The 22,379-nt window shown below is 55.2% G+C and carries 18 protein-coding genes and 2 tRNA genes; 19 read left to right on the forward strand and 1 reads right to left on the reverse strand.

Translation table 11 applies throughout. From position 1 onward, the window contains the following. Positions 1-89 precede the first annotated feature (89 nt). The 16 genes from ftsH (at position 90) to ID864_RS10625 (ending at position 17,642) form a co-directional block, all read left to right on the forward strand. Complete coding sequence (gene ftsH, locus ID864_RS10550; protein WP_048914484.1) at positions 90-2,024, forward strand: ATP-dependent zinc metalloprotease FtsH; 1,935 nt, start codon at positions 90-92, stop codon at positions 2,022-2,024. A gap of 159 nt (positions 2,025-2,183) precedes the next feature. Beyond that, entirely contained in the window at positions 2,184-3,020 is an 837-nt protein-coding gene (folP, locus tag ID864_RS10555) for a dihydropteroate synthase (protein WP_191149812.1), read from the forward strand. Between the two features lie 4 nt (positions 3,021-3,024). Beyond that, on the forward strand, positions 3,025-4,359 hold the full coding sequence (glmM, locus tag ID864_RS10560) for a phosphoglucosamine mutase (RefSeq protein ID WP_099753985.1): 1,335 nt from the start codon (positions 3,025-3,027) through the stop codon (positions 4,357-4,359). Positions 4,360-4,627: 268 nt separating this feature from the next. Then, positions 4,628-4,960, forward strand: a complete 333-nt coding sequence (gene secG, locus ID864_RS10565) for a preprotein translocase subunit SecG (RefSeq protein ID WP_048914487.1) — start codon at positions 4,628-4,630, stop codon at positions 4,958-4,960. A 55-nt stretch (positions 4,961-5,015) separates the two neighbouring features. After that, positions 5,016-5,102: transfer RNA gene (locus ID864_RS10570), tRNA-Leu, on the forward strand. Between the two features lie 48 nt (positions 5,103-5,150). Then, a tRNA-Met gene (locus ID864_RS10575) sits at positions 5,151-5,227 on the forward strand. Positions 5,228-5,439: 212 nt separating this feature from the next. Continuing rightward, the gene (gene rimP / locus ID864_RS10580) at positions 5,440-5,892 is read left to right on the forward strand and encodes a ribosome maturation factor RimP (protein WP_048914488.1); all 453 of its coding nucleotides are present in this window, start codon (positions 5,440-5,442) and stop codon (positions 5,890-5,892) included. A gap of 24 nt (positions 5,893-5,916) precedes the next feature. Then, positions 5,917-7,422: a transcription termination factor NusA gene (nusA, locus tag ID864_RS10585; RefSeq protein WP_048914489.1), complete on the forward strand. Its 1,506-nt coding sequence runs from the start codon at positions 5,917-5,919 to the stop codon at positions 7,420-7,422. Between the two features lie 24 nt (positions 7,423-7,446). Then, positions 7,447-10,140: a translation initiation factor IF-2 gene (gene infB, locus ID864_RS10590; RefSeq protein ID WP_048914490.1), complete on the forward strand. Its 2,694-nt coding sequence runs from the start codon at positions 7,447-7,449 to the stop codon at positions 10,138-10,140. Between the two features lie 215 nt (positions 10,141-10,355). Beyond that, positions 10,356-10,769, forward strand: coding sequence for a 30S ribosome-binding factor RbfA (rbfA, locus tag ID864_RS10595; protein WP_048914491.1), 414 nt, complete (start codon positions 10,356-10,358; stop codon positions 10,767-10,769). Continuing rightward, positions 10,769-11,713, forward strand: a complete 945-nt coding sequence (truB, locus tag ID864_RS10600) for a tRNA pseudouridine(55) synthase TruB (protein WP_048914492.1) — start codon at positions 10,769-10,771, stop codon at positions 11,711-11,713. Before rbfA ends, truB begins: the two co-directional genes overlap by 1 nt. Positions 11,714-11,820: 107 nt before the next feature. After that, entirely contained in the window at positions 11,821-12,090 is a 270-nt protein-coding gene (gene rpsO, locus ID864_RS10605) for a 30S ribosomal protein S15 (RefSeq protein ID WP_048914493.1), read from the forward strand. A 308-nt stretch (positions 12,091-12,398) separates the two neighbouring features. After that, positions 12,399-14,537 (forward strand): polyribonucleotide nucleotidyltransferase, encoded by a 2,139-nt coding sequence (gene pnp, locus ID864_RS10610; protein WP_099753986.1) that lies wholly within the window; start codon positions 12,399-12,401, stop codon positions 14,535-14,537. Positions 14,538-14,666: 129 nt separating this feature from the next. Then, complete coding sequence (gene nlpI / locus ID864_RS10615) at positions 14,667-15,551, forward strand: lipoprotein NlpI (protein ID WP_048914495.1); 885 nt, start codon at positions 14,667-14,669, stop codon at positions 15,549-15,551. Positions 15,552-15,661: 110 nt separating this feature from the next. Further along, positions 15,662-15,736: a protein YrbN gene (gene yrbN, locus ID864_RS23955; protein WP_224750487.1), complete on the forward strand. Its 75-nt coding sequence runs from the start codon at positions 15,662-15,664 to the stop codon at positions 15,734-15,736. Then, positions 15,729-17,642 carry a DEAD/DEAH family ATP-dependent RNA helicase gene (locus tag ID864_RS10625; protein ID WP_062818065.1) on the forward strand — a complete coding sequence of 638 codons (1,914 nt, stop codon included), beginning with the start codon at positions 15,729-15,731 and terminating at the stop codon, positions 17,640-17,642. The genes yrbN and ID864_RS10625 overlap by 8 nt, the downstream gene beginning before the upstream one ends. A gap of 89 nt (positions 17,643-17,731) precedes the next feature. On the opposite strand, the gene ID864_RS10630 is transcribed toward ID864_RS10625, so the two are convergent. After that, positions 17,732-18,742, reverse strand: a complete 1,011-nt coding sequence (locus ID864_RS10630) for a luciferase-like monooxygenase (RefSeq protein ID WP_191149813.1) — start codon at positions 18,740-18,742, stop codon at positions 17,732-17,734. Positions 18,743-19,081: 339 nt separating this feature from the next. On the opposite strand from ID864_RS10630, the gene ID864_RS10635 reads away from it, so the two are divergent. The 3 genes from ID864_RS10635 to ID864_RS10645 are packed head-to-tail and all read left to right on the forward strand — an operon-like array spanning position 19,082 to position 22,298. Then, the gene (locus ID864_RS10635; protein ID WP_048914498.1) at positions 19,082-20,053 is read left to right on the forward strand and encodes an HlyD family secretion protein; all 972 of its coding nucleotides are present in this window, start codon (positions 19,082-19,084) and stop codon (positions 20,051-20,053) included. Beyond that, on the forward strand, positions 20,035-21,189 hold the full coding sequence (locus tag ID864_RS10640) for an ABC transporter permease (RefSeq protein ID WP_048914499.1): 1,155 nt from the start codon (positions 20,035-20,037) through the stop codon (positions 21,187-21,189). The genes ID864_RS10635 and ID864_RS10640 overlap by 19 nt, the downstream gene beginning before the upstream one ends. After that, positions 21,186-22,298 carry an ABC transporter permease gene (locus ID864_RS10645; RefSeq protein ID WP_191149814.1) on the forward strand — a complete coding sequence of 371 codons (1,113 nt, stop codon included), beginning with the start codon at positions 21,186-21,188 and terminating at the stop codon, positions 22,296-22,298. The genes ID864_RS10640 and ID864_RS10645 overlap by 4 nt, the downstream gene beginning before the upstream one ends. The last annotated feature ends 81 nt before the right edge of the window (positions 22,299-22,379 follow it).

Consider the following 22,379-nt stretch of genomic DNA (forward strand, 5'->3'; position numbering starts at 1 on the left):
GATCACAGCGATTCCAGATATGACGGATATATAGTACCCTACGCTGTCTGTTAACACAGTTGTAATATGAGGTTAATCCCTTGAGTGACATGGCGAAAAACCTAATTCTTTGGTTAGTCATCGCAGTCGTGCTGATGTCTGTATTCCAGAGCTTTGGGCCCAGCGAGTCGAATGGCCGTAGGGTTGATTATTCAACCTTCCTGTCTGAAGTGAACCAGGATCAGGTCCGCGAGGCACGTATTAACGGGCGTGAGATTAACGTAACCAAAAAAGACAGTAATCGATATACGACCTACATCCCCGTCAACGACCCCAAGTTACTCGATAACCTGTTGACTAAAAATGTAAAAGTAGTGGGTGAACCACCAGAAGAACCGAGCCTGCTGGCTTCAATCTTCATTTCCTGGTTCCCTATGCTGCTTCTTATCGGTGTCTGGATCTTCTTTATGCGTCAGATGCAGGGCGGCGGCGGAAAGGGCGCGATGTCCTTCGGCAAGAGCAAGGCCCGCATGCTGACAGAAGATCAAATCAAAACAACCTTTGGCGATGTTGCCGGTTGTGACGAAGCTAAAGAGGAAGTGAGCGAGCTGGTTGAATACCTGCGCGAGCCAAGCCGCTTCCAGAAACTCGGCGGTAAAATTCCGAAAGGCGTGCTGATGGTCGGTCCTCCGGGTACCGGTAAAACCCTGCTGGCAAAAGCGATTGCCGGTGAAGCAAAAGTGCCTTTCTTTACCATTTCCGGTTCTGACTTCGTTGAAATGTTTGTTGGTGTAGGTGCATCTCGTGTGCGCGACATGTTCGAACAGGCTAAGAAAGCCGCACCGTGCATCATCTTTATCGATGAGATCGATGCCGTTGGCCGTCAGCGCGGTGCCGGTTTAGGTGGTGGTCACGATGAGCGTGAGCAGACATTGAACCAGATGCTGGTTGAGATGGACGGCTTCGAAGGCAATGAAGGCATCATCGTTATCGCCGCAACTAACCGTCCTGACGTACTCGACCCTGCGCTGCTGCGTCCGGGCCGTTTTGACCGTCAGGTTGTCGTTGGTCTGCCGGATGTTCGCGGACGTGAGCAGATCCTGAAAGTGCATATGCGCCGTGTACCGCTGGCGACGGATATCGATGCGGCAATCATTGCGCGCGGTACGCCTGGCTTCTCCGGTGCTGACCTGGCTAACCTGGTCAACGAAGCTGCTCTGTTCGCGGCACGTGGTAACAAGCGTGTGGTGTCGATGGTAGAGTTTGAAAAAGCCAAAGACAAAATCATGATGGGTGCGGAACGTCGCTCCATGGTGATGACCGAAGCACAGAAAGAGTCTACCGCGTATCACGAAGCAGGCCATGCCATCATCGGCCGTCTGGTTCCTGAGCATGACCCGGTACATAAAGTGACGATTATTCCACGTGGACGCGCTCTGGGTGTGACCTTCTTCCTGCCTGAAGGCGACGCCATCAGCGCCAGCCGTCAGAAACTGGAAAGTCAGATCTCCACCCTGTACGGCGGCCGTCTGGCGGAAGAGATTATCTACGGTGTGGAACATGTTTCTACCGGCGCGTCGAACGACATTAAAGTCGCTACTTCGATCGCACGTAACATGGTTACGCAGTGGGGCTTCTCAGAGAAACTCGGTCCGTTGCTGTATGCAGAAGAAGATGGCGAGGTGTTCCTCGGCCGCTCCGTGGCGAAAGCTAAGCATATGTCTGACGAAACCGCGCGTATCATCGACCAGGAAGTTAAGTCACTGGTAGAAGTGAACTACAAGCGTGCTCGTGTCCTGCTTGGTGAGAACATGGACATCCTTCACGCGATGAAAGACGCGCTGATGAAGTATGAAACCATTGATGCTCCACAGATCGACGACCTGATGGCACGCCGCGAAGTGCGTCCGCCAGCGGGTTGGGAAGACTCTGGTAGCAGCAACAGCTCAGACAACAACGGCACGCCTAAGGCGCCGCGTCCGGTCGATGAACCGCGTACGCCAAACCCAGGTAACACCATGTCAGAGCAGTTCGGCGACAAGTAATTTTGCCGCAGTAAGCTGTTATAATCGAAACCCCGGCGCTGACCGGGGTTTTTTTATATCCCAAATAATTGGAACTGCATCAAGGCGAGCAAACGCAGCCAACACAGATGCAGCTTCAAGTATGACGGATATATACTTGTTAACCGGAGACCATTCGTCATGAAGCTGTACGCCAGAGATTCCGTGCTCGACCTTTCTCATCCTCACGTTATGGGGATTCTGAACGTCACCCCCGACTCTTTTTCTGATGGCGGCAAACATAACGAATTGATTCAGGCACTGACCCATGCCAATGAGATGATCAACGCCGGTGCGACCATTATTGATGTGGGAGGGGAATCAACTCGCCCGGGCGCTGCTGACGTTAGCGTGGAGCAGGAGCTGGAGCGTGTTATTCCGGTGGTTGAGGCTATCGCTCAGCGCTTTGAAGTGTGGATCTCTGTGGATACGTCGAAGCCCGAGGTGATCCGCGAATCGGCGCGCGTTGGCGCCCATATCATCAACGATATCCGCTCCCTGCAGGAGCCGGGCGCGCTGGCCGCGGCGGCAGAGACCGGGCTGCCGGTGTGCCTGATGCATATGCAGGGTGAGCCGAAAACCATGCAGCAGTCGCCGCATTACCACAATGTTCTGCGCGATGTGGATCAGTTCTTTGTTGAACATATCGCCCGTTGCGAAGCGGGCGGGATCAAAAAATCGCAGTTGCTACTCGACCCGGGTTTCGGTTTCGGTAAGAATCTGTCGCACAACTATCAGTTACTGGCGCATCTGGCCGATTATCATCGCTTTGGGCTGCCGCTGTTAGTCGGCATGTCGCGCAAAAGTATGATTGGACAGTTACTCAATGTAGGCCCTTCGCAGCGCCTGACCGGCAGCCTGGCCTGCGCGGTGATTGCGGCAATGCAGGGCGCCCATATTTTGCGCGTACACGATGTGAAAGAAACCGTAGAAGCGATGCGCGTCGTCGAAGCTACACAGTCCGCAAGGGAAGAATAACACTATGAGTAACCGCAAGTATTTTGGTACCGACGGCATCCGCGGCAAAGTGGGTGAATCGCCAATCACGCCTGATTTTGTGCTGAAATTGGGTTTTGCTGCAGGCAAGGTGCTGGCGCGCCACGGCTCGAAGAAAATCATCATTGGTAAAGACACGCGTATTTCTGGCTACATGCTGGAGTCCGCGCTGGAAGCAGGCCTTGCCGCAGCCGGACTCTCTGCGGCATTTACCGGCCCGATGCCGACCCCTGCGGTTGCTTATCTGACCCGTACTTTCCGTGCTGAGGCTGGGATTGTGATTTCCGCCTCGCATAACCCGTTCGACGATAACGGCATTAAATTCTTCTCCACCGAGGGCACCAAGCTGCCGGACGACGTGGAAGAGGCGATTGAAGCCGAGATGGAAAAGCCGATCACCTGCGTCGAGTCCGCCGCGCTGGGTAGAGCCAGTCGTATTGTCGATGCTGCCGGGCGCTACATTGAGTTCTGCAAAGGAACTTTCCCGAGCGAACTGAGCCTGAACGGCCTGAAAATTGTGGTCGACTGCGCTAACGGTGCCACCTATCACATCGCCCCTAACGTGCTGCGTGAACTGGGTGCGACGGTGATTGCTATCGGCGTGCAGCCGGACGGCATGAACATTAACAAAGAGTGCGGTGCGACCGACCTGCGTCTGTTGCAGGAGCGGGTGCTGGCAGAAAAAGCTGACGTGGGTCTGGCCTACGACGGTGACGGCGACCGCATCATGATGGTTGACCACCTTGGTCAAAAAGTGGATGGCGACCAGATCCTCTATCTGATCGCGCGCGAAGGTCTGCGTCAGGGTCAGCTGCGCGGCGGCGTGGTGGGTACGCTGATGAGCAATATGGGCCTGGAGCTGGCGCTGAAGCAGCTTGGTATTCCGTTTGCGCGTGCCAAGGTCGGCGACCGTTACGTGCTGGAGAAGCTGAAAGAGAAGGGCTGGCGTCTTGGCGCTGAAAATTCCGGGCACGTCATTCTGCTGGACAAAACCACCACCGGTGACGGTATTGTGGCCGGCCTGCAGGTGCTGACCGCGATGGTGCGTAACCATATGAGCCTGCACGACCTGTGCAGCGGCATGAAACTGCTGCCGCAGATTCTGGTCAATGTACGCTTCAGCGGTAGCCACGATCCTCTGGAAGATGCCACGGTGAAAGCCGTCACGGCAGAAGTGGAGGCCGAGCTGAAAGGCCGTGGCCGCGTGCTACTACGTAAATCCGGCACAGAGCCGCTGATCCGCGTGATGGTGGAAGGCGAGGACGAAGCGCAGGTCACCGCGCTGGCGCACCGCATTGCCGATGCGGTAAAAGCGGTTTAACGCCGCAACCGATTTACCCAGGGGGCGACCTTTTTTCCGGTCGCCCCGTGCTGATGATTTGCACTGTTTCTCCCTCGTTCGAACGTAAATAGAGCGCTTTGCTGATTTTTTCCGCACTCAGCAGCAGCCTATGAAATTGCTCTTGCACGTGTGGCCGCCTTTGGTTAGTATTCACACCCGCTTCATAGGTAGGTTGTTACCTACTTATCAAGACTAACTGGTTTGAAGCTTTTGATGTGCGGTTAACGCGCAAGGAACAAGGTTGATTATGTACGAAGCTCTTTTAGTTGTTTTCCTTATTGTAGCGCTGGGCCTTGTAGGTCTGATCATGCTGCAGCAAGGTAAAGGCGCTGATATGGGAGCATCATTTGGTGCAGGCGCTTCTGGTACGCTGTTCGGTTCTAACGGTTCTGGTAACTTCATGACCCGTATGACTGCAGTGCTGGCGACCCTGTTCTTCATTATCAGTCTGGTTCTGGGTAACATCAACAGCAACAAAACTCAGAAAGGAAGCGAGTGGGAAAATCTGACCCAGCCAGCGCAGTCCCAACAGACTACGCCAGCTAAACCGGCAGCGCCGGGCAACGATATCCCGCAGTAAGCAGTACGCAGTAACCGTTTCGACGCGACAGAAATAAAAAAGTCGCCTCTTTAGTGCCGTGGTGGTGGAATTGGTAGACACGCTACCTTGAGGTGGTAGTGCCCGCATGGGCTTACGGGTTCAAGTCCCGTCCTCGGTACCAAATCTCAGTTGTGCTTGCAATTTATGCAAGTTTTGCGTAGTATTCGGACGCGGGGTGGAGCAGCCTGGTAGCTCGTCGGGCTCATAACCCGAAGGTCGTCGGTTCAAATCCGGCCCCCGCAACCACTTTCCCTTAGAGTTCTTTTTCAAATATACTGTTTGCACTACTTAATGGCGCACTGCAGCGATTTTGAAAAAAATTCTTTTGGACTGTGCCGAGCCGCCTTTGGCGGTTTACAGGGTCCAGTGACATTAAGCCCCGAATTTTCGGGGTTTTTTGTTATCAGGAAGCAGCATCACTGGGCTATAGGCCCTTTTTTTACGTCTTGGGGGTGGGATTGTCCACATTAGAGCAAAAATTAACAGAGCTGATCTCAGCACCGGTAGAAGCGCTAGGCTACGAACTGGTTGGTATTGAGTTTGTACGCGGTCGCACATCCACCTTGCGCATCTATATTGATAGTGAAGATGGCATCAATGTTGATGATTGTGCTGATGTGAGCCACCAGGTCAGTGCGGTATTTGACGTCGAAGACCCGATCACCGTGGCTTACAACCTCGAAGTCTCCTCGCCTGGCCTTGACCGTCCAATGTTTACCGCAGAGCATTACGTACGATTTACTGGCGAAGAAGTGAGCCTGGTTCTGCGTATGGCGGTTCAGAACCGACGCAAATGGCAGGGCATCATCAAATCTGTGGAAGGTGAGATGATCACTGTTGCCGTTGAGGGTAACGACGAAGTGTTCGCGCTGAGCAACATCCAGAAGGCGAACCTGGTTCCCCACTTTTAAAAGTCCGGATTGAGGCATACCAGGATGAACAAAGAAATCTTAGCTGTTGTAGAAGCGGTCTCTAATGAGAAGTCCCTCCCACGCGAGAAGATTTTCGAAGCGCTGGAGAGCGCGCTGGCCACAGCCACCAAGAAAAAATACGAGCAGGAAATTGACGTTCGCGTCAGCATCGATCGCAAAAGTGGCGATTTCGATACCTTCCGCCGTTGGCTGATTGTTGATGAAGTCACCATGCCTACCCGCGAAATTACGCTGGATGCGGCACAGTTCGAAGATGAAACTCTCGGACTCGGTGGCTTCGTTGAAGATCAGATTGAGTCTGTGACCTTTGACCGTATCACCACGCAAACTGCCAAGCAGGTTATCGTGCAGAAAGTGCGCGAAGCAGAGCGTGCGATGGTGGTTGATCAGTTCCGTGAGCAGGAAGGCGAAATCATCACCGGCGTGGTGAAGAAAGTAAACCGCGACAATATCTCGCTTGAAGTGCGTCCAAACGATGGTTCTAACACCAACGCGGAAGCCGTGATCATTCGTGAAGATATGCTGCCACGTGAAAACTTCCGCCCGGGTGACCGTATCCGTGGCGTACTTTACGCCGTGCGCCCTGAAGCGCGTGGTGCTCAGCTGTTCGTTAGCCGTTCCAAACCGGAAATGCTGATCGAACTATTCCGCATTGAAGTGCCGGAAATTGCTGAAGAAGTGTTAGAAATTAAAGCCGCTGCGCGCGATCCAGGCTCCCGAGCTAAGATCGCCGTGAAAACCAACGACAAGCGTATCGACCCGGTCGGCGCCTGCGTAGGTATGCGTGGTGCGCGTGTTCAGGCGGTATCCAGTGAACTGGGTGGCGAGCGTATTGATATCGTGCTGTGGGATGATAATCCTGCGCAGTTCGTGATCAACGCAATGGCCCCTGCGGATGTCGCCTCTATCGTGGTGGATGAAGATAATCACACCATGGATATCGCTGTAGAAGCCGGAAATCTGGCTCAGGCGATCGGCCGTAATGGCCAAAACGTGCGTCTGGCTTCTCAGCTGAGTGGCTGGGATCTGAACGTGATGACGGTCGACGACCTGCAGGCTAAGCATCAGGCTGAAGCTCATGCTGCCATTGATGTCTTCACCAAACACCTCGATATCGACGAAGACTTTGCTACCGTACTGGTAGAAGAGGGCTTCTCCTCTCTCGAAGAGTTGGCTTACGTGCCAATCAACGAGCTGTTGGAAATCGACGGTCTGGATGAAGACACGGTAGAAGCGTTGCGCGACCGGGCTAAAAACGCGTTGACCACCCTGGCACTGGCAAAAGAAGAGAGCCTCGGCGATACCAAACCGGCGGATGACCTGTTAGGTCTGGAAGGTCTGGAGCGTGAGATGGCCTTTAAGCTGGCGGCAAAAGGCGTTTGCACGCTGGAAGATCTTGCCGAGCAGGGTGTTGACGACCTGTCAGATATTGATGGCCTGAGCGATGAGCGGGCTGGTGAGCTGATTATGGCTGCACGAAATATCTGCTGGTTCGGCGACGACGCGTAATAAACTGTAGCAGGAAGGAACAGCATGACGACAGATGTAACCGTAAAATCGCTGGCCGCAGAGATTCAGACACCGGTAGAACGCCTGGTACAGCAATTTGCTGATGCAGGGATCCAAAAGTCTGAAACCGACTCTGTTACCCAGCACGAGAAAGAGACATTACTTACCCATCTGAATCGCGATCATGGCGGCGGATCTGGTAAGCTGACTTTGCAGCGCAAGACGCGCAGCACATTAAGTGTTCCAGGCACCGGGGGCAAAAGTAAGTCGGTGCAAATCGAAGTCCGCAAAAAACGCACTTATGTAAAAGGCGATCCGGCTGATGCTGAACAGGCAGAAGCAGAAGCCCAGGCAGAGCGTGAAGCGGAAGAACTGGCTCGTCGCGAGGCTGAAGAACAAGCCCAGCGCGCAGCTCAAGACAAAGCGAAGCGTGAAGCCGAGGAGCAGGCCAAGCGTGAGGCAGCTGATAAAGCCAAACGTGAAGCAGCGGAAAAAGATAAAGTGAGCAATCAACATACCGACGATACCACCCGGGCTTCCCAGTCCGACAAAGCCCGCCGTGAAGCGGAAGCGGCAGAACTGAAGCGTAAAGCTGAAGAAGAAGCGCATCGCAAGATCGAAGAAGAAGCGAAGCGCGTAGCCGAAGAAGCTCGCAAAATGGCGGCCGAACGAGGTGAAGAGTGGGCGCAAGTTAAAGAGGTTGAAGACACCTCTGATTACCACGTCACCACTTCAACTCACGCCCGTGCTGCAGAAGACGAAAACGACGCTCAGGTTGAAGGTGACCGTCGCACTCGCACTGCGGTCCGCCCAGCTAAAGCCCCGGTTCGCAAGAAAGGCAACAAGCATTCTGAAGCGAAAACTGACCGTGAAGAAGCGCGTGCGCAGGTTCGCGGCGGTAAAGGCGGCAAGCGTAAGCCAAGCACCCTGCAGCAGAGCTTCAACAAGCCTGTTCAGGCAGTTAACCGTGACGTCATTATCGGCGAAACTGTTACCGTAGCTGAGCTGGCTAACAAGATGGCAGTCAAAGGTTCCCAGGTCATCAAAGCGATGATGAAAATGGGCGCAATGGCTACCATCAACCAGGTTATCGATCAGGAAACTGCCCAGCTGGTCGCGGAAGAGATGGGTCACAAAGTGACGCTGCGCCGCGAGAATGAGCTGGAAGAAGCGGTAATGAGCGATCGTGATACCGATGCCGTTCACGAATCCCGTGCGCCGGTTGTCACCATCATGGGTCACGTTGACCATGGTAAAACCTCTCTGCTGGACTATATCCGTTCGACCAAAGTCGCCTCTGGCGAAGCGGGCGGCATTACTCAGCACATCGGTGCATACCACGTTGAAACCGACAACGGTATGGTGACCTTCCTGGATACCCCGGGCCACGCAGCGTTTACTTCAATGCGTGCACGTGGTGCTCAGGCAACGGATATCGTTATCCTGGTTGTTGCAGCAGACGATGGCGTGATGCCACAGACTATTGAAGCTATTCAGCACGCCAAAGCGGCCAAAGTGCCGGTTGTCGTTGCAGTGAACAAGTGCGATAAGCCAGAAGCCGATCCGGATCGTGTTAAAAACGAACTGACTCAGTACGGGATCATCCCGGAAGAGTGGGGCGGCGAGAACATGTTCGTCAACGTTTCTGCAAAAGCCGGTACCGGTATCGACGACCTGCTGAACGTTATCCTGCTGCAGGCTGAAGTTCTGGAGCTGAGCGCAGTTCGTCAGGGTATGGCAAGCGGTGTGGTTATCGAATCCTTCCTGGATAAAGGTCGTGGTCCGGTTGCTACCGTGCTGGTACGTGAAGGTACGCTGAACAAAGGCGATATCGTACTGTGCGGCTTCGAGTATGGCCGTGTGCGTGCGATGCGTGACGAACTGGGCCGCGAAGTGATGACTGCGGGTCCATCTATCCCGGTTGAGATCCTCGGCCTGTCCGGTGTTCCGGCAGCGGGTGATGAAGCGACCGTGGTACGTGACGAGAAGAAAGCCCGTGAAGTTGCGCTGTATCGTCAGGGCAAATTCCGTGAAGTTAAGCTGGCGCGTCAGCAGAAATCTAAGCTGGAAAACATGTTTGCTAACATGACCGAAGGCGAAGTTTCCGAGCTGAACATCGTGCTGAAAGCTGACGTACAGGGTTCTGTCGAAGCGATCTCCGAGTCCCTGATGAAGCTTTCTACTGATGAAGTGAAAGTGAAAATCATCGGTTCTGGCGTGGGCGGTATCACTGAAACCGACGCCACTCTGGCTGCTGCGTCTAATGCAATCCTGGTTGGCTTCAACGTTCGTGCCGATGCTTCTGCGCGCCGCGTGATTGATTCTGAAAGCCTGGATCTGCGTTACTACTCCGTCATCTATAATCTGATTGACGAAGTGAAAGCAGCGATGAGCGGTATGCTGGCACCTGAGTACAAACAGCAGATCATTGGTCTGGCTGCGGTACGTGATGTGTTCAAATCACCGAAATTTGGTGCTATCGCCGGTTGTATGGTGACTGAAGGTAACATCAAACGTCACAATCCAATCCGCGTACTGCGTGACAACGTGGTTATCTACGAAGGCGAGCTGGAATCTCTGCGCCGCTTCAAAGATGACGTTAACGAAGTCCGTAACGGCATGGAATGTGGTATCGGCGTGAAGAACTACAACGATGTGCGTGTTGGCGATATGATCGAAGTCTTCGAAATTATCGAAATCCAGCGTACCATTGATTAAGAGTCTGACAGATATCCAATAGATTTCGCGTCCCCTCATGGGGCCTACTTTTGGTGTAGCAAGGCGACAACCGATTGAATCCCCGGGAGCTTACGTCAGTAAGTGACTGGGGTGAAAGAGGGAAGTTAACGCAGCTACAGCGTGAAAGATGAAGGATATTAATTGACTGTATTTGGGAGGCTTCTGGCCTCCCAAATTATTTGGAGAGAATAATTATGGCGAAAGAATTCGGTCGCCCGCAGCGTGTATCACAGGAGCTGCAAAAGGAGATCGCAATGATCCTGCAGCGCGAGATTAAAGATCCGCGCCTCGGCATGATGGTGACGGTTTCTGGCGTTGATGTATCACGCGACCTGGCCTATGCCAAAGTGTTCGTGACCTTCCTCAACGACAAAGATGAAGCGGCAATCAAAGCTGGCCTGCGTGCGCTGGGCGATGCCTCAGGCTACATCCGTACCCTGCTGGGCAAAGCGATGCGCCTGCGCATCGTGCCAGAGCTGACCTTCTTCTACGATAACTCGCTGGTTGAAGGGATGCGTATGTCGAACCTGGTGACCAACGTCGTCAGAAACGACGAAGAGCGCCGTGGCCCGGCAGAAGATGAAGAGCAAGAAGGCAAAGCAGAGTAATGAGTCGTCCTCGTCGTCGCGGTCGCGATATTCACGGTGTACTGTTGCTGGATAAATCTAGCGGATTGTCCTCCAACGACGCGCTGCAGAAAGTCAAACGCCTGTATAACGCCAACCGTGCCGGTCATACCGGTGCGCTGGATCCGCTGGCAACCGGCATGCTGCCGATCTGCCTTGGGGAAGCGACTAAGTTTTCCCAGTATCTGCTGGAGTCCGACAAGCGTTACCGGGTGATTGCCCGCCTTGGGCAGCGCACGGATACATCTGATGCCGATGGCATCGTGGTCAGCGAGCGTCCGGTTACCTTCAGCGCTGATATGCTGGAGCAGGCGCTGGAGAGTTTCCGTGGTGAGACCCAGCAGGTGCCGTCGATGTATTCGGCCCTGAAGTACCAGGGGCGCAAGCTGTATGAATATGCGCGAGAAGGTATTGAAGTGCCGCGTGAATCACGCCGTATCGTGGTTTACGAGCTGCTGTTTATCCGCCATGAAGGGGATGAGCTGGAGCTGGAAATTCACGTGTCGAAAGGCACCTACATCCGCACCATTATCGACGATCTCGGCGAGAAGCTGGGCTGTGGTGCGCACGTGACCTATCTGCGCCGCTTACAGGTTGCCACCTATCCCATTGAAAAGATGGTGACGCTGGAACAGTTGCAGGAGCTGGCGGAAGAGGCTCATCGTCAGGAGAAAGCCCCGGCGGAGCTGCTGGATGCACTGCTGATGCCGATGGACAGCCCGGCAGCGGAATACCCGGTGGTTAACCTGCTGAGCTCGGTTGCCGCTTACTTCAAGCAGGGCATGCCGGTTCAGGCAGCAGGCGCGCCGGCCAGCGGGCTGGTTCGCGTGACTGAGGGTGACGAGCACAAGTTCATCGGCATGGCAGAAATTGCTGACGATGGACGCGTGGCACCGCGCCGCCTGGTTGTAGAATATTCCGACTAGCCATTTGCGATTAAGTGGCGCGCAGAGTAGAATGGCGCGGCTTTACACTGGGTTGCTGAATTAGAGATCGGCGCCTGTACATTTATCTTTTAATTTGGAGTTGTATCATGTCTCTAAGTGTTGAATCTAAAGCACAAATCGTTGCTGATTTCGGTCGCGGCGCAAACGACAGTGGTTCTACCGAAGTTCAGGTTGCTCTGCTGACCGCACAGATTAACCATCTGCAGGGTCACTTCTCTGAGCACAAGAAAGACCACCACAGCCGTCGTGGCCTGCTGCGCATGGTATCTCAGCGTCGTAAGCTGCTGGATTACCTGAAGCGTAAAGACGTTGCACGCTACACCAGCCTGATCGAGCGTCTGGGTCTGCGTCGCTAAGTCTTACGGGTTGTCCCGCCACGCTATCAGAGCAATCTGGCAGAAAAGTGGGGAAACCGGACAACCTGTGCGAGATTCGCTGGAAGGGGCCTTTATGGCCCCTTTTTTCACGCAAGCGGCAGCAATTATGCGCAAACTATTGTATTGTTGCTGGGTGTGATCTTCAGTTGCAGAGGTTCGCGCGGCTAATGAGAGGCTTTGTCCCAGCGGGGATTAGGGTTGTCATTAGTCGCGAGGATGCAAAAATGAAGATCGGAAATCCACGGCCGGTATAAAAAACTACCCGCCCTGATGTTAAGGAAATAATTTTGCTGAATCCGATCGTTAAAAAATTCCAGTATGGTCAGCATACCGTCACTATTGAGACCGGTATGATGGCTCGCCAGGCAACAGCTGCTGTCATGGTAAGCATGGACGACACTGCGGTGTTCGTAACTGTTGTAGGCCGTAAAAATGCAAAACCAGGTCAGGATTTCTTCCCGCTGACCGTTAACTATCAGGAGCGTACTTACGCTGCTGGTCGTATCCCAGGCAGCTTCTTCCGTCGTGAAGGCCGCCCAAGCGAAGGCGAGACCCTGACTTCACGTCTGATTGACCGCCCGCTGCGCCCACTGTTCCCGGAAGGTTTCGTCAACGAAGTCCAGGTTATCGCGACCGTGGTTTCCGTTAACCCACAGGTTAACCCGGATATCGTTGCCCTGATCGGTGCTTCTGCAGCGCTGGCGCTGTCTGGCCTGCCGTTCAACGGTCCAATCGGTGCTGCGCGCGTCGGTTACCTGAACGACCAGTACGTGCTGAACCCAACTACCGATGAGCTGAAAGAGAGCAAGCTGGACCTGGTGGTTGCAGGTACTAAAGCCGCTGTTCTGATGGTGGAATCTGAAGCTGAGCTGTTGAGCGAAGACCAGATGCTGGGCGCAGTGGTGTTTGGCCACGAGCAGCAGCAGATCGTTATCGACACCATCAACGAACTGGTAGCCGTTGCCGGTAAACCTCGTTGGGACTGGCAGCCAGAAGCTGTAAATGAAGCTTTACATGGTCGTATCGCTGCACTGGCGGAATCTCGCCTGAGCGATGCTTACCGCATCACCGAAAAACAGGAGCGTTACGCTCAGGTTGACGTGATCAAATCTGAAACCACCGCTGCGCTGCTGGCTGAAGACGAAGCGCTGGACGCTGGCGAAATCAGCGACATCCTGCACACGCTGGAAAAAAATGTGGTTCGTAGCCGCATCCTGCGCGGTGAGCCACGCATCGACGGTCGCGAAAAAGACATGATCCGTGGTCTGGACGTGCGCACTGGCGTACTGCCACGTACTCACGGCTCTGCGCTGTTCACCCGTGGTGAAACTCAGGCGCTGGTGACGGCAACTCTGGGTACTGCCCGTGATGCGCAGAACCTTGATGAGCTGATGGGCGAGCGTACCGACAACTTCCTGTTCCACTACAACTTCCCTCCATACTCTGTCGGCGAAACCGGCATGGTTGGTTCACCGAAGCGTCGTGAAATTGGTCACGGTCGTCTGGCGAAACGCGGCGTGCTGGCAGTGATGCCTAAAGGCGATGCGTTCCCATACACCGTGCGTGTCGTGTCTGAAATCACTGAATCAAACGGCTCGTCTTCAATGGCGTCTGTTTGCGGTGCTTCTCTGGCACTGATGGATGCAGGCGTACCAATCAAAGCTGCCGTAGCCGGTATCGCGATGGGCCTGGTCAAAGACGAAAACAACTTTGTTGTACTGTCAGATATCCTCGGCGACGAAGATCACCTCGGCGACATGGACTTCAAAGTAGCCGGTAGCCGTGAAGGTATCACCGCGCTGCAGATGGACATCAAAATTGAAGGTATCACCCGCGAAATCATGCATGAAGCACTGAACCAGGCTAAGGGCGCGCGTCTGCACATCCTCAGCGTGATGGAACAGGCTATCAGCACGCCGCGTGGCGACATCTCTCAGTTTGCTCCACGCATCCACACCATCAAGATTAGCGTTGATAAGATCAAAGACGTGATCGGTAAAGGTGGCTCGGTTATCCGTGCGCTGACAGAAGAGACTGGCACTACCATCGAAATCGAAGATGACGGTACTGTGAAAATCGCAGCAACCGACGGCGACAAAGCGAAGTTCGCGATTCGTCGTATCGAAGAGATCACCGCAGAAATCGAAGTGGGCCGTATCTACAACGGTAAAGTGACCCGCATCGTTGACTTCGGTGCCTTCGTTGCAATCGGTGGCGGTAAAGAAGGTCTGGTACACATTTCTCAGATCGCTGACAAGCGCGTAGAGAAAGTGACTGACTATCTGGCGATGGGTCAGGAAGTTCCAGTAAAAGTGCTGGAAGTTGACCGTCAGGGCCGTGTACGCCTGAGCATCAAAGAAGCCAGCGAGCAGGCTCAGCCTGAAGCAGCTCCAGAAGCGTCAGCGGCAACGCCTGAAGCAGAATAAGCGCATTACCATTGAGTTCCCCGCGCCAGCCGGTGCGGGGAATTGTTTGAACGCGAGGGCGGGATGGCCTTGTGCATGGCAGGCGGATGACAGGATGTGCATCCCAATGTTTGTTTTCAGGAGTGGGAAATGAAGCCATTTTTGCGCTGGTGTATTGTTGCGACAGCTTTAACGCTGGCAGGATGCAGCAACACCGATTGGCGTAAGAACGAAGTTTTGGCAGTCCCTTTGCAGCCTACGCTGCAACAGGAAGTCATTCTCGCTCGCATGGAACAAATACTTGCCAGTCGGTCATTGACCGATGATGAACGCGCACAGCTGTTATATGAGCGCGGAGTGTTGTATGATAGTTTGGGTTTGAGAGCACTGGCGCGGAATGATTTTTCACAAGCGCTGTCTATCAGACCCGATATGCCTGAAGTATTCAATTACTTAGGCATTTATTTAACGCAGGCAGGCAATTTTGATGCTGCCTATGAAGCGTTCGATTCTGTACTTGAGCTTGATCCAACTTACAATTATGCGCATTTAAATCGTGGTATCGCCCTGTATTACGGCGGAAGATTTAAACTGGCGCAAGATGATCTGCTGGCGTTTTATCAAGACGATCCTAACGATCCCTTCCGCAGCCTGTGGCTGTATCTCACAGAACGTGAGATCAACGCAGACCAGGCCAAAGTTTCGCTGAAACAGCGTTACGACAAAGCGGTTAAGGACCAATGGGGATGGAATATTGTCGAGTTCTACCTGGGTGACATCAGTGAAAAAACGCTGATGGAAAGGCTCCAGGCAGACGCAACGGATAACACCTCGCTCGCTGAACATCTCAGTGAAACCAACTTCTATTTAGGTAAGTACTACCTAAGTCTGGGGGAGAAGGACAACGCAGAAGCGTTGTTCAAGCTGACGGTCGCCAACAACGTTCACAACTTTGTTGAGCATCGATATGCATTGTTGGAGCTGGCGCTACTCGGCCAGACACAAGACGATTTATCAGAATCTGACCAGCAATAGCTGACGAACTTTTATTGCCCGAATTTTCGAAAAGTCATCATCTTAGCGGATGAGGGCCTTTTTGTTCGTCGAAACCACTAATTTGAGCCGGTTCACACTTTTTGATGAAAATGACTGAAAATTTTCACGACGAGTTATGTAGACTGGCCGCCGCAATCTACGAGGCACGTGTACTACATGACTGATATCCAAACTACTTTTGCTGACCTTGGCCTGAACGCCGACATCCTTGAATCACTGAACGGTATGGGCTACGTGAAGCCTTCCCCAATCCAGCTTGAGTGTATTCCTCATCTGCTGGCGGGCCGTGACGTGCTGGGTATGGCACAGACCGGTAGCGGAAAAACGGCGGCTTTCTCTCTGCCGCTGCTGCATAACATTGACCCAACTGTTAAAGCACCACAGATTCTGGTGCTGGCACCGACCCGCGAACTGGCGGTTCAGGTTGCTGAAGCCATGACCGAATTCGCGAAACACATGCGCGGCCTGAACGTGGTTGCCCTGTACGGCGGCCAGCGTTACGACGTGCAGCTGCGCGCACTGCGTCAGGGACCACAGGTTGTTGTGGGTACCCCTGGCCGTCTGCTTGACCACCTGAAGCGCGGCACGTTAGATCTGTCTAACCTGCGCGGCCTGGTGCTGGACGAAGCTGATGAAATGCTGCGTATGGGCTTCATCGAAGACGTTGAAACCATCATGGCGCAGATCCCAGAAGGTCATCAGACCGCGCTGTTCTCGGCTACCATGCCAGAAGCGATTCGTCGTATTACTAAACGCTTTATGAAAGATCCTCAGGAAGTGCGTATTCAGTCAAGCATGACGACGCGCCCGGACATCAGCCAGAGCTACTGGACTGCCTACGGCCGTAAAACTGATGCACTGACCCGCTTCCTGGAAGCTGAAGATTTTGATGCTGCTATCATCTTCGTGCGTACGAAAAACGCCACGCTGGAAGTGGCCGAAGCGCTGGAGCGTAGCGGTTACAACAGTGCTGCACTGAACGGTGACATGAACCAGGCACTGCGTGAGCAGACGCTGGAGCGCCTGAAAGATGGTCGTCTGGACATCCTGATCGCGACCGACGTTGCGGCGCGTGGTCTGGACGTTGAGCGTATCAGCCTGGTTGTTAACTACGATATCCCTATGGATGCCGAATCTTACGTGCACCGCATCGGCCGTACCGGTCGTGCTGGTCGTGCTGGCCGCGCGCTGCTGTTCGTTGAGAACCGCGAGCGTCGTCTGCTGCGTAACATTGAACGCACCATGAAGCTGACTATTCCAGAAGTTGAACTGCCTAACGCAGAACTGCTGGGTGAGCGTCGTCTGGCTAAGTTCGCCGCTAAAGTTCAGCAGCAGCTGGAAAGCAGCGATCTGGAACAGTACCGCGCACTGCTGGCTAAAATGCAGCCGGAAGATGAGCTGGATATTGAAACGCTGGCCGCAGCACTGCTGAAAATGGCTCAGGGCGAACGTCCACTGATCGTGCCTGCTGATGCGCCACAGCGCCCACGCAGCCAGTTCCGTGACCGTGACGAGCGTCGTGAAGGCGGTCGTGGTGACCGTCCAGAGCGTGGCCCACGTGAACCACGTAGCGAAGCTGCCGGTGACCGTCCACGCCGTGAACGTCGTGACGTTGGCGATATGGAAGTTTACCGTATTGAAGTTGGCCGTGATGACGGTGTTGAAGTGCGTCATATCGTTGGCGCTATCGCTAACGAAGGCGACATCAGCAGCCGCTACATTGGTAACATCAAGCTGTTCGGTACACACTCAACCATCGAGCTGCCGAAAGGCATGCCGGGCGATGTGCTGTCGCATTTCACCCGCACGCGTATTCTGAACAAGCCGATGAACATGCAGCTGATTGGTGATGCGGTTCCACGCAGCAACGACCGTGGCGGCGAACGTCGTCCAGGCGGCCCGGCACGCGGTGGCTTCGGCGCTGGTGCAGGTCGTGAAGGCGGTCGTGGTGCAGAAGGCGGTCGTCGCTTCAGCAACGAGCGTAGCGGTGAGCGTCGTCCAGGCGGCCCATCACGCGGCCCACGTCGTGAAGACACTGGCGCAGCGCCAACTCGTCGTCGTGATGCATAATCACTGACGCAAAATAAAAAACCAGCCTTCGGGCTGGTTTTTTTTTGCCTGCAGTTTACTCAGGGTCGAGGCACGCCCGACCTCTGATTCTACAGCGAGTTACGCGCCTGCATCGCCAGCTCGAAAGAGTAGAGCCGCGCCTGGCTGTCAAAGATCTGGCCATTCACCATAATCTCATCCGCCTGCGTTTCGCGCATCAGCGCCGCAAGGCCGTGACGTACCTTCTCTTTATCACCAACCACCGACATGCTCAATGCCTGCTGAACGCCATACTGTTCGGACGGCGACCACAGGTTATCCATGTTTTCTACCGGAGCCGGTAGCGGGCCGGGTTTGCCGCGGCGCAGATTGATGAACTGCTGCTGCATGGAGGTAAACAGGAAGCGCGCATCACGCTCGCTGTCGGCCGCTACCACGTTGACGCATACCATGGCATACGGTTTAGCCAGCCGTTCTGACGGCTTGAAGTTCTCGCGGTAGAGGTGCAGCGCCTGCATCAGCATTTCAGGAGCAAAGTGGGAGGCAAAGGCAAACGGCAGCCCCATCTGAGCCGAGAGCTGCGCGCTATACAGGCTGGAGCCGAGCAGCCAGACCGGAATTTTCAGTCCGGTACCGGGAACGGGCTGCACCGGCGGCGCGGGCTCGTCTTCGTGCGCATCGAACCAGCGGATCAGCTCAGCGACATCGGCCGGAAAATTGTCGACGTGGCCGGCCATATGGCGGCGCAGGGCCATCATGGTGCGCTGGTCTGAACCCGGCGCACGGCCAAGCCCCAGATCGATACGGCCGGGATAGAGCGACTCCAGCGTGCCGAACTGCTCGGCAATCACCAGCGGCGCATGGTTGGGCAGCATCACGCCGCCAGAGCCTAAGCGCAGCGTGTCGGTATTGGCCGCCAGATAACCGATCAGTACCGAGGTGGCGGCGCTGGCGATCCCGGTCATATTATGGTGTTCGGCCAGCCAGTAGCGGTGAAAACCGAGTTTCTCTGACTGCTGTGCCAGCGCGAGTGAAGCGTGGAAGGCATCGCGAGGAGAACGTCCGTGCGGGATCGGGGCAAGGTCGAGTACCGACAACGGTACATTTTTCTTATCAGGCATAGTTGCTCACTTTGTCTAACGGCCGGGAGTGCGCCATGTGCAAAATTACAGGCTACGGGATCTTCTGCCCCTGTAATTGTCCGTTCGCAGCACTTTTGCTAAAACGTTCGGCGATTAATTAGGCTGCTAGTTAAATAAAGTATTACCTAACTGCCAGCATAATTAAACCGCATTATTTACTCGGTTTCCCTCCCCCGGCCGCGCCGCAAAGTGGTTAAACAACAAAAATCGCCACCGGCGAGCGAGTATATTGCTGATAACCTGGACTTTCTTTGCGAAGGATATTGCAATGCTTTGCCTCAGTAACGCCACTAAGCGACTGATTTCAGGGGCTTTTCGATGAAAAAAAGAGCCTTTTTTACCCTGCTAATTATCATTTCAGGCATCGCTCTGGCCGTCCTTATCCGCGCGCATAATCACGACCTGCTGTTGCAGGGAGAAGTCGATGCCACCGAAGTGATCGTCTCCTCAAAAGCGAAAGGGCGCGTGGTGGAGAAGCGGGTACGGCGCGGCGACGATGTCAGCGCCGGGCAGTCTCTCATCGTGCTGGATGCCCCCGAACTGATTGCCCAGCTTAAGGCTGCCGAAGCGGCGCGTGACCAGGCGCAGGCGACGTTAGACCTCTCTCTGAACGGCACCCGTGAAGAAACGGTTCGCAACCTGAAAGCCTTGCTGCAACAGGCTCAGGCGACCTGGCGTGATGCCCAGTCCACCTGGCAGCGCGATCTGAGCGTGGCGCAGAAGGGCTATATCTCCGCCGAACAGCTGGATAATGCCCGCCAGGCGCGCGACGGTGCCTGGCAGCAGGTGCAGGCGGCGCGGGCTAATCTCGATCAGGGGGTAAATGGCGATCGCATCGAGCAGCGTGAAGCCTATCTGGCACAGCTGCACCAGGCAGAGCAGAACCTGCTGGAGATTAAAGCCCAGAGCGATGAACTGGTGGTGCATGCCCCGGTAGCGGGGGAGGTCGGGCCAATCCCGGCTGAGCGCGGGGAATTACTTAATGCAGGCAGCCCGCTGCTGACGCTGATCGAGCTGCCCACCGCCTGGTTCACGTTTAATCTGCGCGAGGACATTCTCGCTCACGTGCGCAAGGGCGATAAAATACGCATTCGCGTCCCGGCGCTGAATAATCGGGTGATCGAGGCGGAGGTGCGCTATATCGCACCGCTCGGCGACTACGCGACCAAACGCGCCACGCGCGCCACCGGGGATTTTGACCTCAAAACCTTTGAGGTGCGGCTTTACCCACTCACGCCGGTTGAAGGCCTGCGTCAGGGAATGAGTGCCCTGTGGTCTTGGCAGACGTAAAAGACGGGCTGTGGGCATTTGGCCATGCCTTCAGTCGTGAAGTCCGCGTTGCCTGGCGTAAACCAGTGTTCCACTGGCTGGGCTGGTGTTTTCCGCTGCTGCTGTTCGCCCTGATTGCCAGCGATTTCTCCGAGGGATCGCTGATGGATCTGCCGGTGGCGGCGGTCGATCAGGATCACAGCACGCTATCGCGCACGCTGATACGCAATCTGAATGCAGGCTCGCATGCCGATGTCAGCCAGGATGCCGGCGGTGAGCCGCAAGCGCTGGAGAAATTACGCCAGGCACAGGCATATGCTGTGCTGTTGATCCCGCCATTTTTTGAAGCCGATACGCTGGCGGGTCGTCAGCCGCGCGTCACGCTCTACTACAACGCGCTGTTTTATGGCGCGGGTTTTTACTCGACGCAGGATTTCGCCGGGCTGGTCAGTACGCTGAATGCGCAGTATCAGCCGGTGCTGGCGGCGGCCACCGGGCGGGCAATGCCAGCGCTACCCCACGCAACGCTGGCTTATGACAGCCTGTTTAACGCCAGCGGCAGCTATATCTACTATCAGCAGTTCGCCGCCAGTATTCATATGGTGCAGCTGTTCGCCGTCACCTGCATGATCTACGTGCTGGCGCGCAGCCGGCCGCTGATTTACCAACGGCATTTTGCTATGGCGCTGCTTGGTAAGCTGGCCCCTTACACGCTGTGCTACACGGTGCTGCTGGTGAGCGAAATCGCCCTGCTGGTCGGCGTATTCAGCGCGCGGGTGGTGGGAAACCCCTTCTATATTCTGTGCGTGGCTTTCTTCTACGTCATGGCGGCGCAAAGCCTCGGCATCCTGCTATTTAGCTTCACCGGGAGTGCGATCACCGCCTATATGATGATGGGGATTATGGTCAGCATTGCCCTGACATTTTCCGGCACGGCAATGCCGGAGCTGTCGATGCCGTGGCCGGCTCAGCTGATCTCTAATCTGGAGCCGCTCACCCACGCGCTGTATGCCATGTTTGATCTGTTCCTGCGCGACGTTCCGGGAAAACCGGTGGCCAGCGTCTGCCTGCTGCTGCTGGTCTATCCGCTGGCTGTGGCGCTGCTGGTGCGTAAACGCCTGTTCCGCCGTCTGGCAACGCCGGAGGAGATGCAGTGAGGCTGTGGTGGCAGGCCTTCACCACAACGCTCAGCGGGCTACTGCAAAAACCGATGTGGATGATGCTGCTCTGTTCGCTCTGCCTGATGAGTACGGTGTATCTCAATCACAGCGTCTGGGATCTGCCCGTCGCGGTGATCGATATGGACCACAGCCCGGCCAGCAGAATGCTGACTCGCCAGCTTGATGCTACGCCGAAAATCACCAATGTGGCCTACAGCAGCCTGCCGCAGGCGCTCAGCGACCTTGGCCTGCGCAAACTGTTTGCGGTGATTATTCTGCCGCAGGATATGGAACAGAAGATGTTGGCAGGGAAAGAGGTCACGCTGCCGGTCTACGGAGATGCCACCAACCGCCTGGCGAATGGTCAGATCCAGCAGGATGTCATGGCCGCCGGGCAGCAGGTTTTAGGGCGCTACAATCTCAAGCTGATGATGATGGCGGGTTTTAGCGAACGGCAGGCTTCGGTGGTGCTGACGCCATTTATTGGCCAGGCCATCGATGTATTTAACCCGGGGATCAGCTTTGCAGCGATTGTCTTTCCCGGCCTGCTGGTGATGCTGCTGCAGCACTCGCTGCTGATTGCCGGCGTGCGCGTCAGCATGACGCTGCGCAGCCAGGGGCCCTTACCCCTGCCGGTGACGCTAGACACGCTCTCCGCGCTGATCCCCATCTGGCTGTTTCTTTCTATCGTGCTGTTTGCCCTGTGGCCATGGGTACTGGGCTATCGGCAAACGGCCAGCATCCCCGAGCTGCTGATGCTGACGTTCCCGTTCCAGCTGGCGGTGCTGGGCCTGGCGAAGCTGGTGACCGAGTGCCTGCGTGAGGTAGAGCGCATCTACTTTTCGCTGTCGTTTATTACCACCCCGGTCTACTACCTTTCCGGCACGCTGTGGCCGGTGCAGTCGATGCCAGACTGGGTACGCGGCATTTCGATGATGCTGCCCTCAACCTGGGGCACGCGGATGATTGCCGGGGTAAATCAGATGGGGCTGCCGCTTAGCGAAGTGAGTCAAGATGTGGTGATGCTGCTGATCATGGCGGTGGTCTATACGGTACTGGGGATGGTGGTCGGAAAGCTGCGCGACTACCTCGGTCGTCGCCATTGACGGTGGGTCGGGCATGCCCGACCCCTACATGAATATGAGTTGGGGCGGCGGCATGCCCCGCCCGTACGTACAGACGGCGTA

It is taken from the genome of Erwinia aphidicola (genome assembly GCF_014773485.1).
GTDB lineage: Bacteria > Pseudomonadota > Gammaproteobacteria > Enterobacterales > Enterobacteriaceae > Erwinia > Erwinia aphidicola.

What these genes read in the sequence shown, in the direction of transcription:
- nusA (WP_048914489.1), top strand. Translation starts at nt 5,917, where the DNA reads ATGAACAAAGAAATCTTAGCTGTTGTAGAAGCGGTCTCTAATGAGAAG.
- glmM (WP_099753985.1), top strand. Translation starts at nt 3,025, where the DNA reads ATGAGTAACCGCAAGTATTTTGGTACCGACGGCATCCGCGGCAAAGTG.
- ID864_RS10635 (WP_048914498.1), top strand. Translation starts at nt 19,082, where the DNA reads ATGAAAAAAAGAGCCTTTTTTACCCTGCTAATTATCATTTCAGGCATC.
- infB (WP_048914490.1), top strand. Translation starts at nt 7,447, where the DNA reads ATGACGACAGATGTAACCGTAAAATCGCTGGCCGCAGAGATTCAGACA.
- rpsO (WP_048914493.1), top strand. Translation starts at nt 11,821, where the DNA reads ATGTCTCTAAGTGTTGAATCTAAAGCACAAATCGTTGCTGATTTCGGT.
- ftsH (WP_048914484.1), top strand. Translation starts at nt 90, where the DNA reads ATGGCGAAAAACCTAATTCTTTGGTTAGTCATCGCAGTCGTGCTGATG.
- secG (WP_048914487.1), top strand. Translation starts at nt 4,628, where the DNA reads ATGTACGAAGCTCTTTTAGTTGTTTTCCTTATTGTAGCGCTGGGCCTT.
- ID864_RS10625 (WP_062818065.1), top strand. Translation starts at nt 15,729, where the DNA reads ATGACTGATATCCAAACTACTTTTGCTGACCTTGGCCTGAACGCCGAC.
- truB (WP_048914492.1), top strand. Translation starts at nt 10,769, where the DNA reads ATGAGTCGTCCTCGTCGTCGCGGTCGCGATATTCACGGTGTACTGTTG.
- ID864_RS10630 (WP_191149813.1), bottom strand. Translation starts at nt 18,742, where the DNA reads ATGCCTGATAAGAAAAATGTACCGTTGTCGGTACTCGACCTTGCCCCG.
- folP (WP_191149812.1), top strand. Translation starts at nt 2,184, where the DNA reads ATGAAGCTGTACGCCAGAGATTCCGTGCTCGACCTTTCTCATCCTCAC.
- rbfA (WP_048914491.1), top strand. Translation starts at nt 10,356, where the DNA reads ATGGCGAAAGAATTCGGTCGCCCGCAGCGTGTATCACAGGAGCTGCAA.
- nlpI (WP_048914495.1), top strand. Translation starts at nt 14,667, where the DNA reads ATGAAGCCATTTTTGCGCTGGTGTATTGTTGCGACAGCTTTAACGCTG.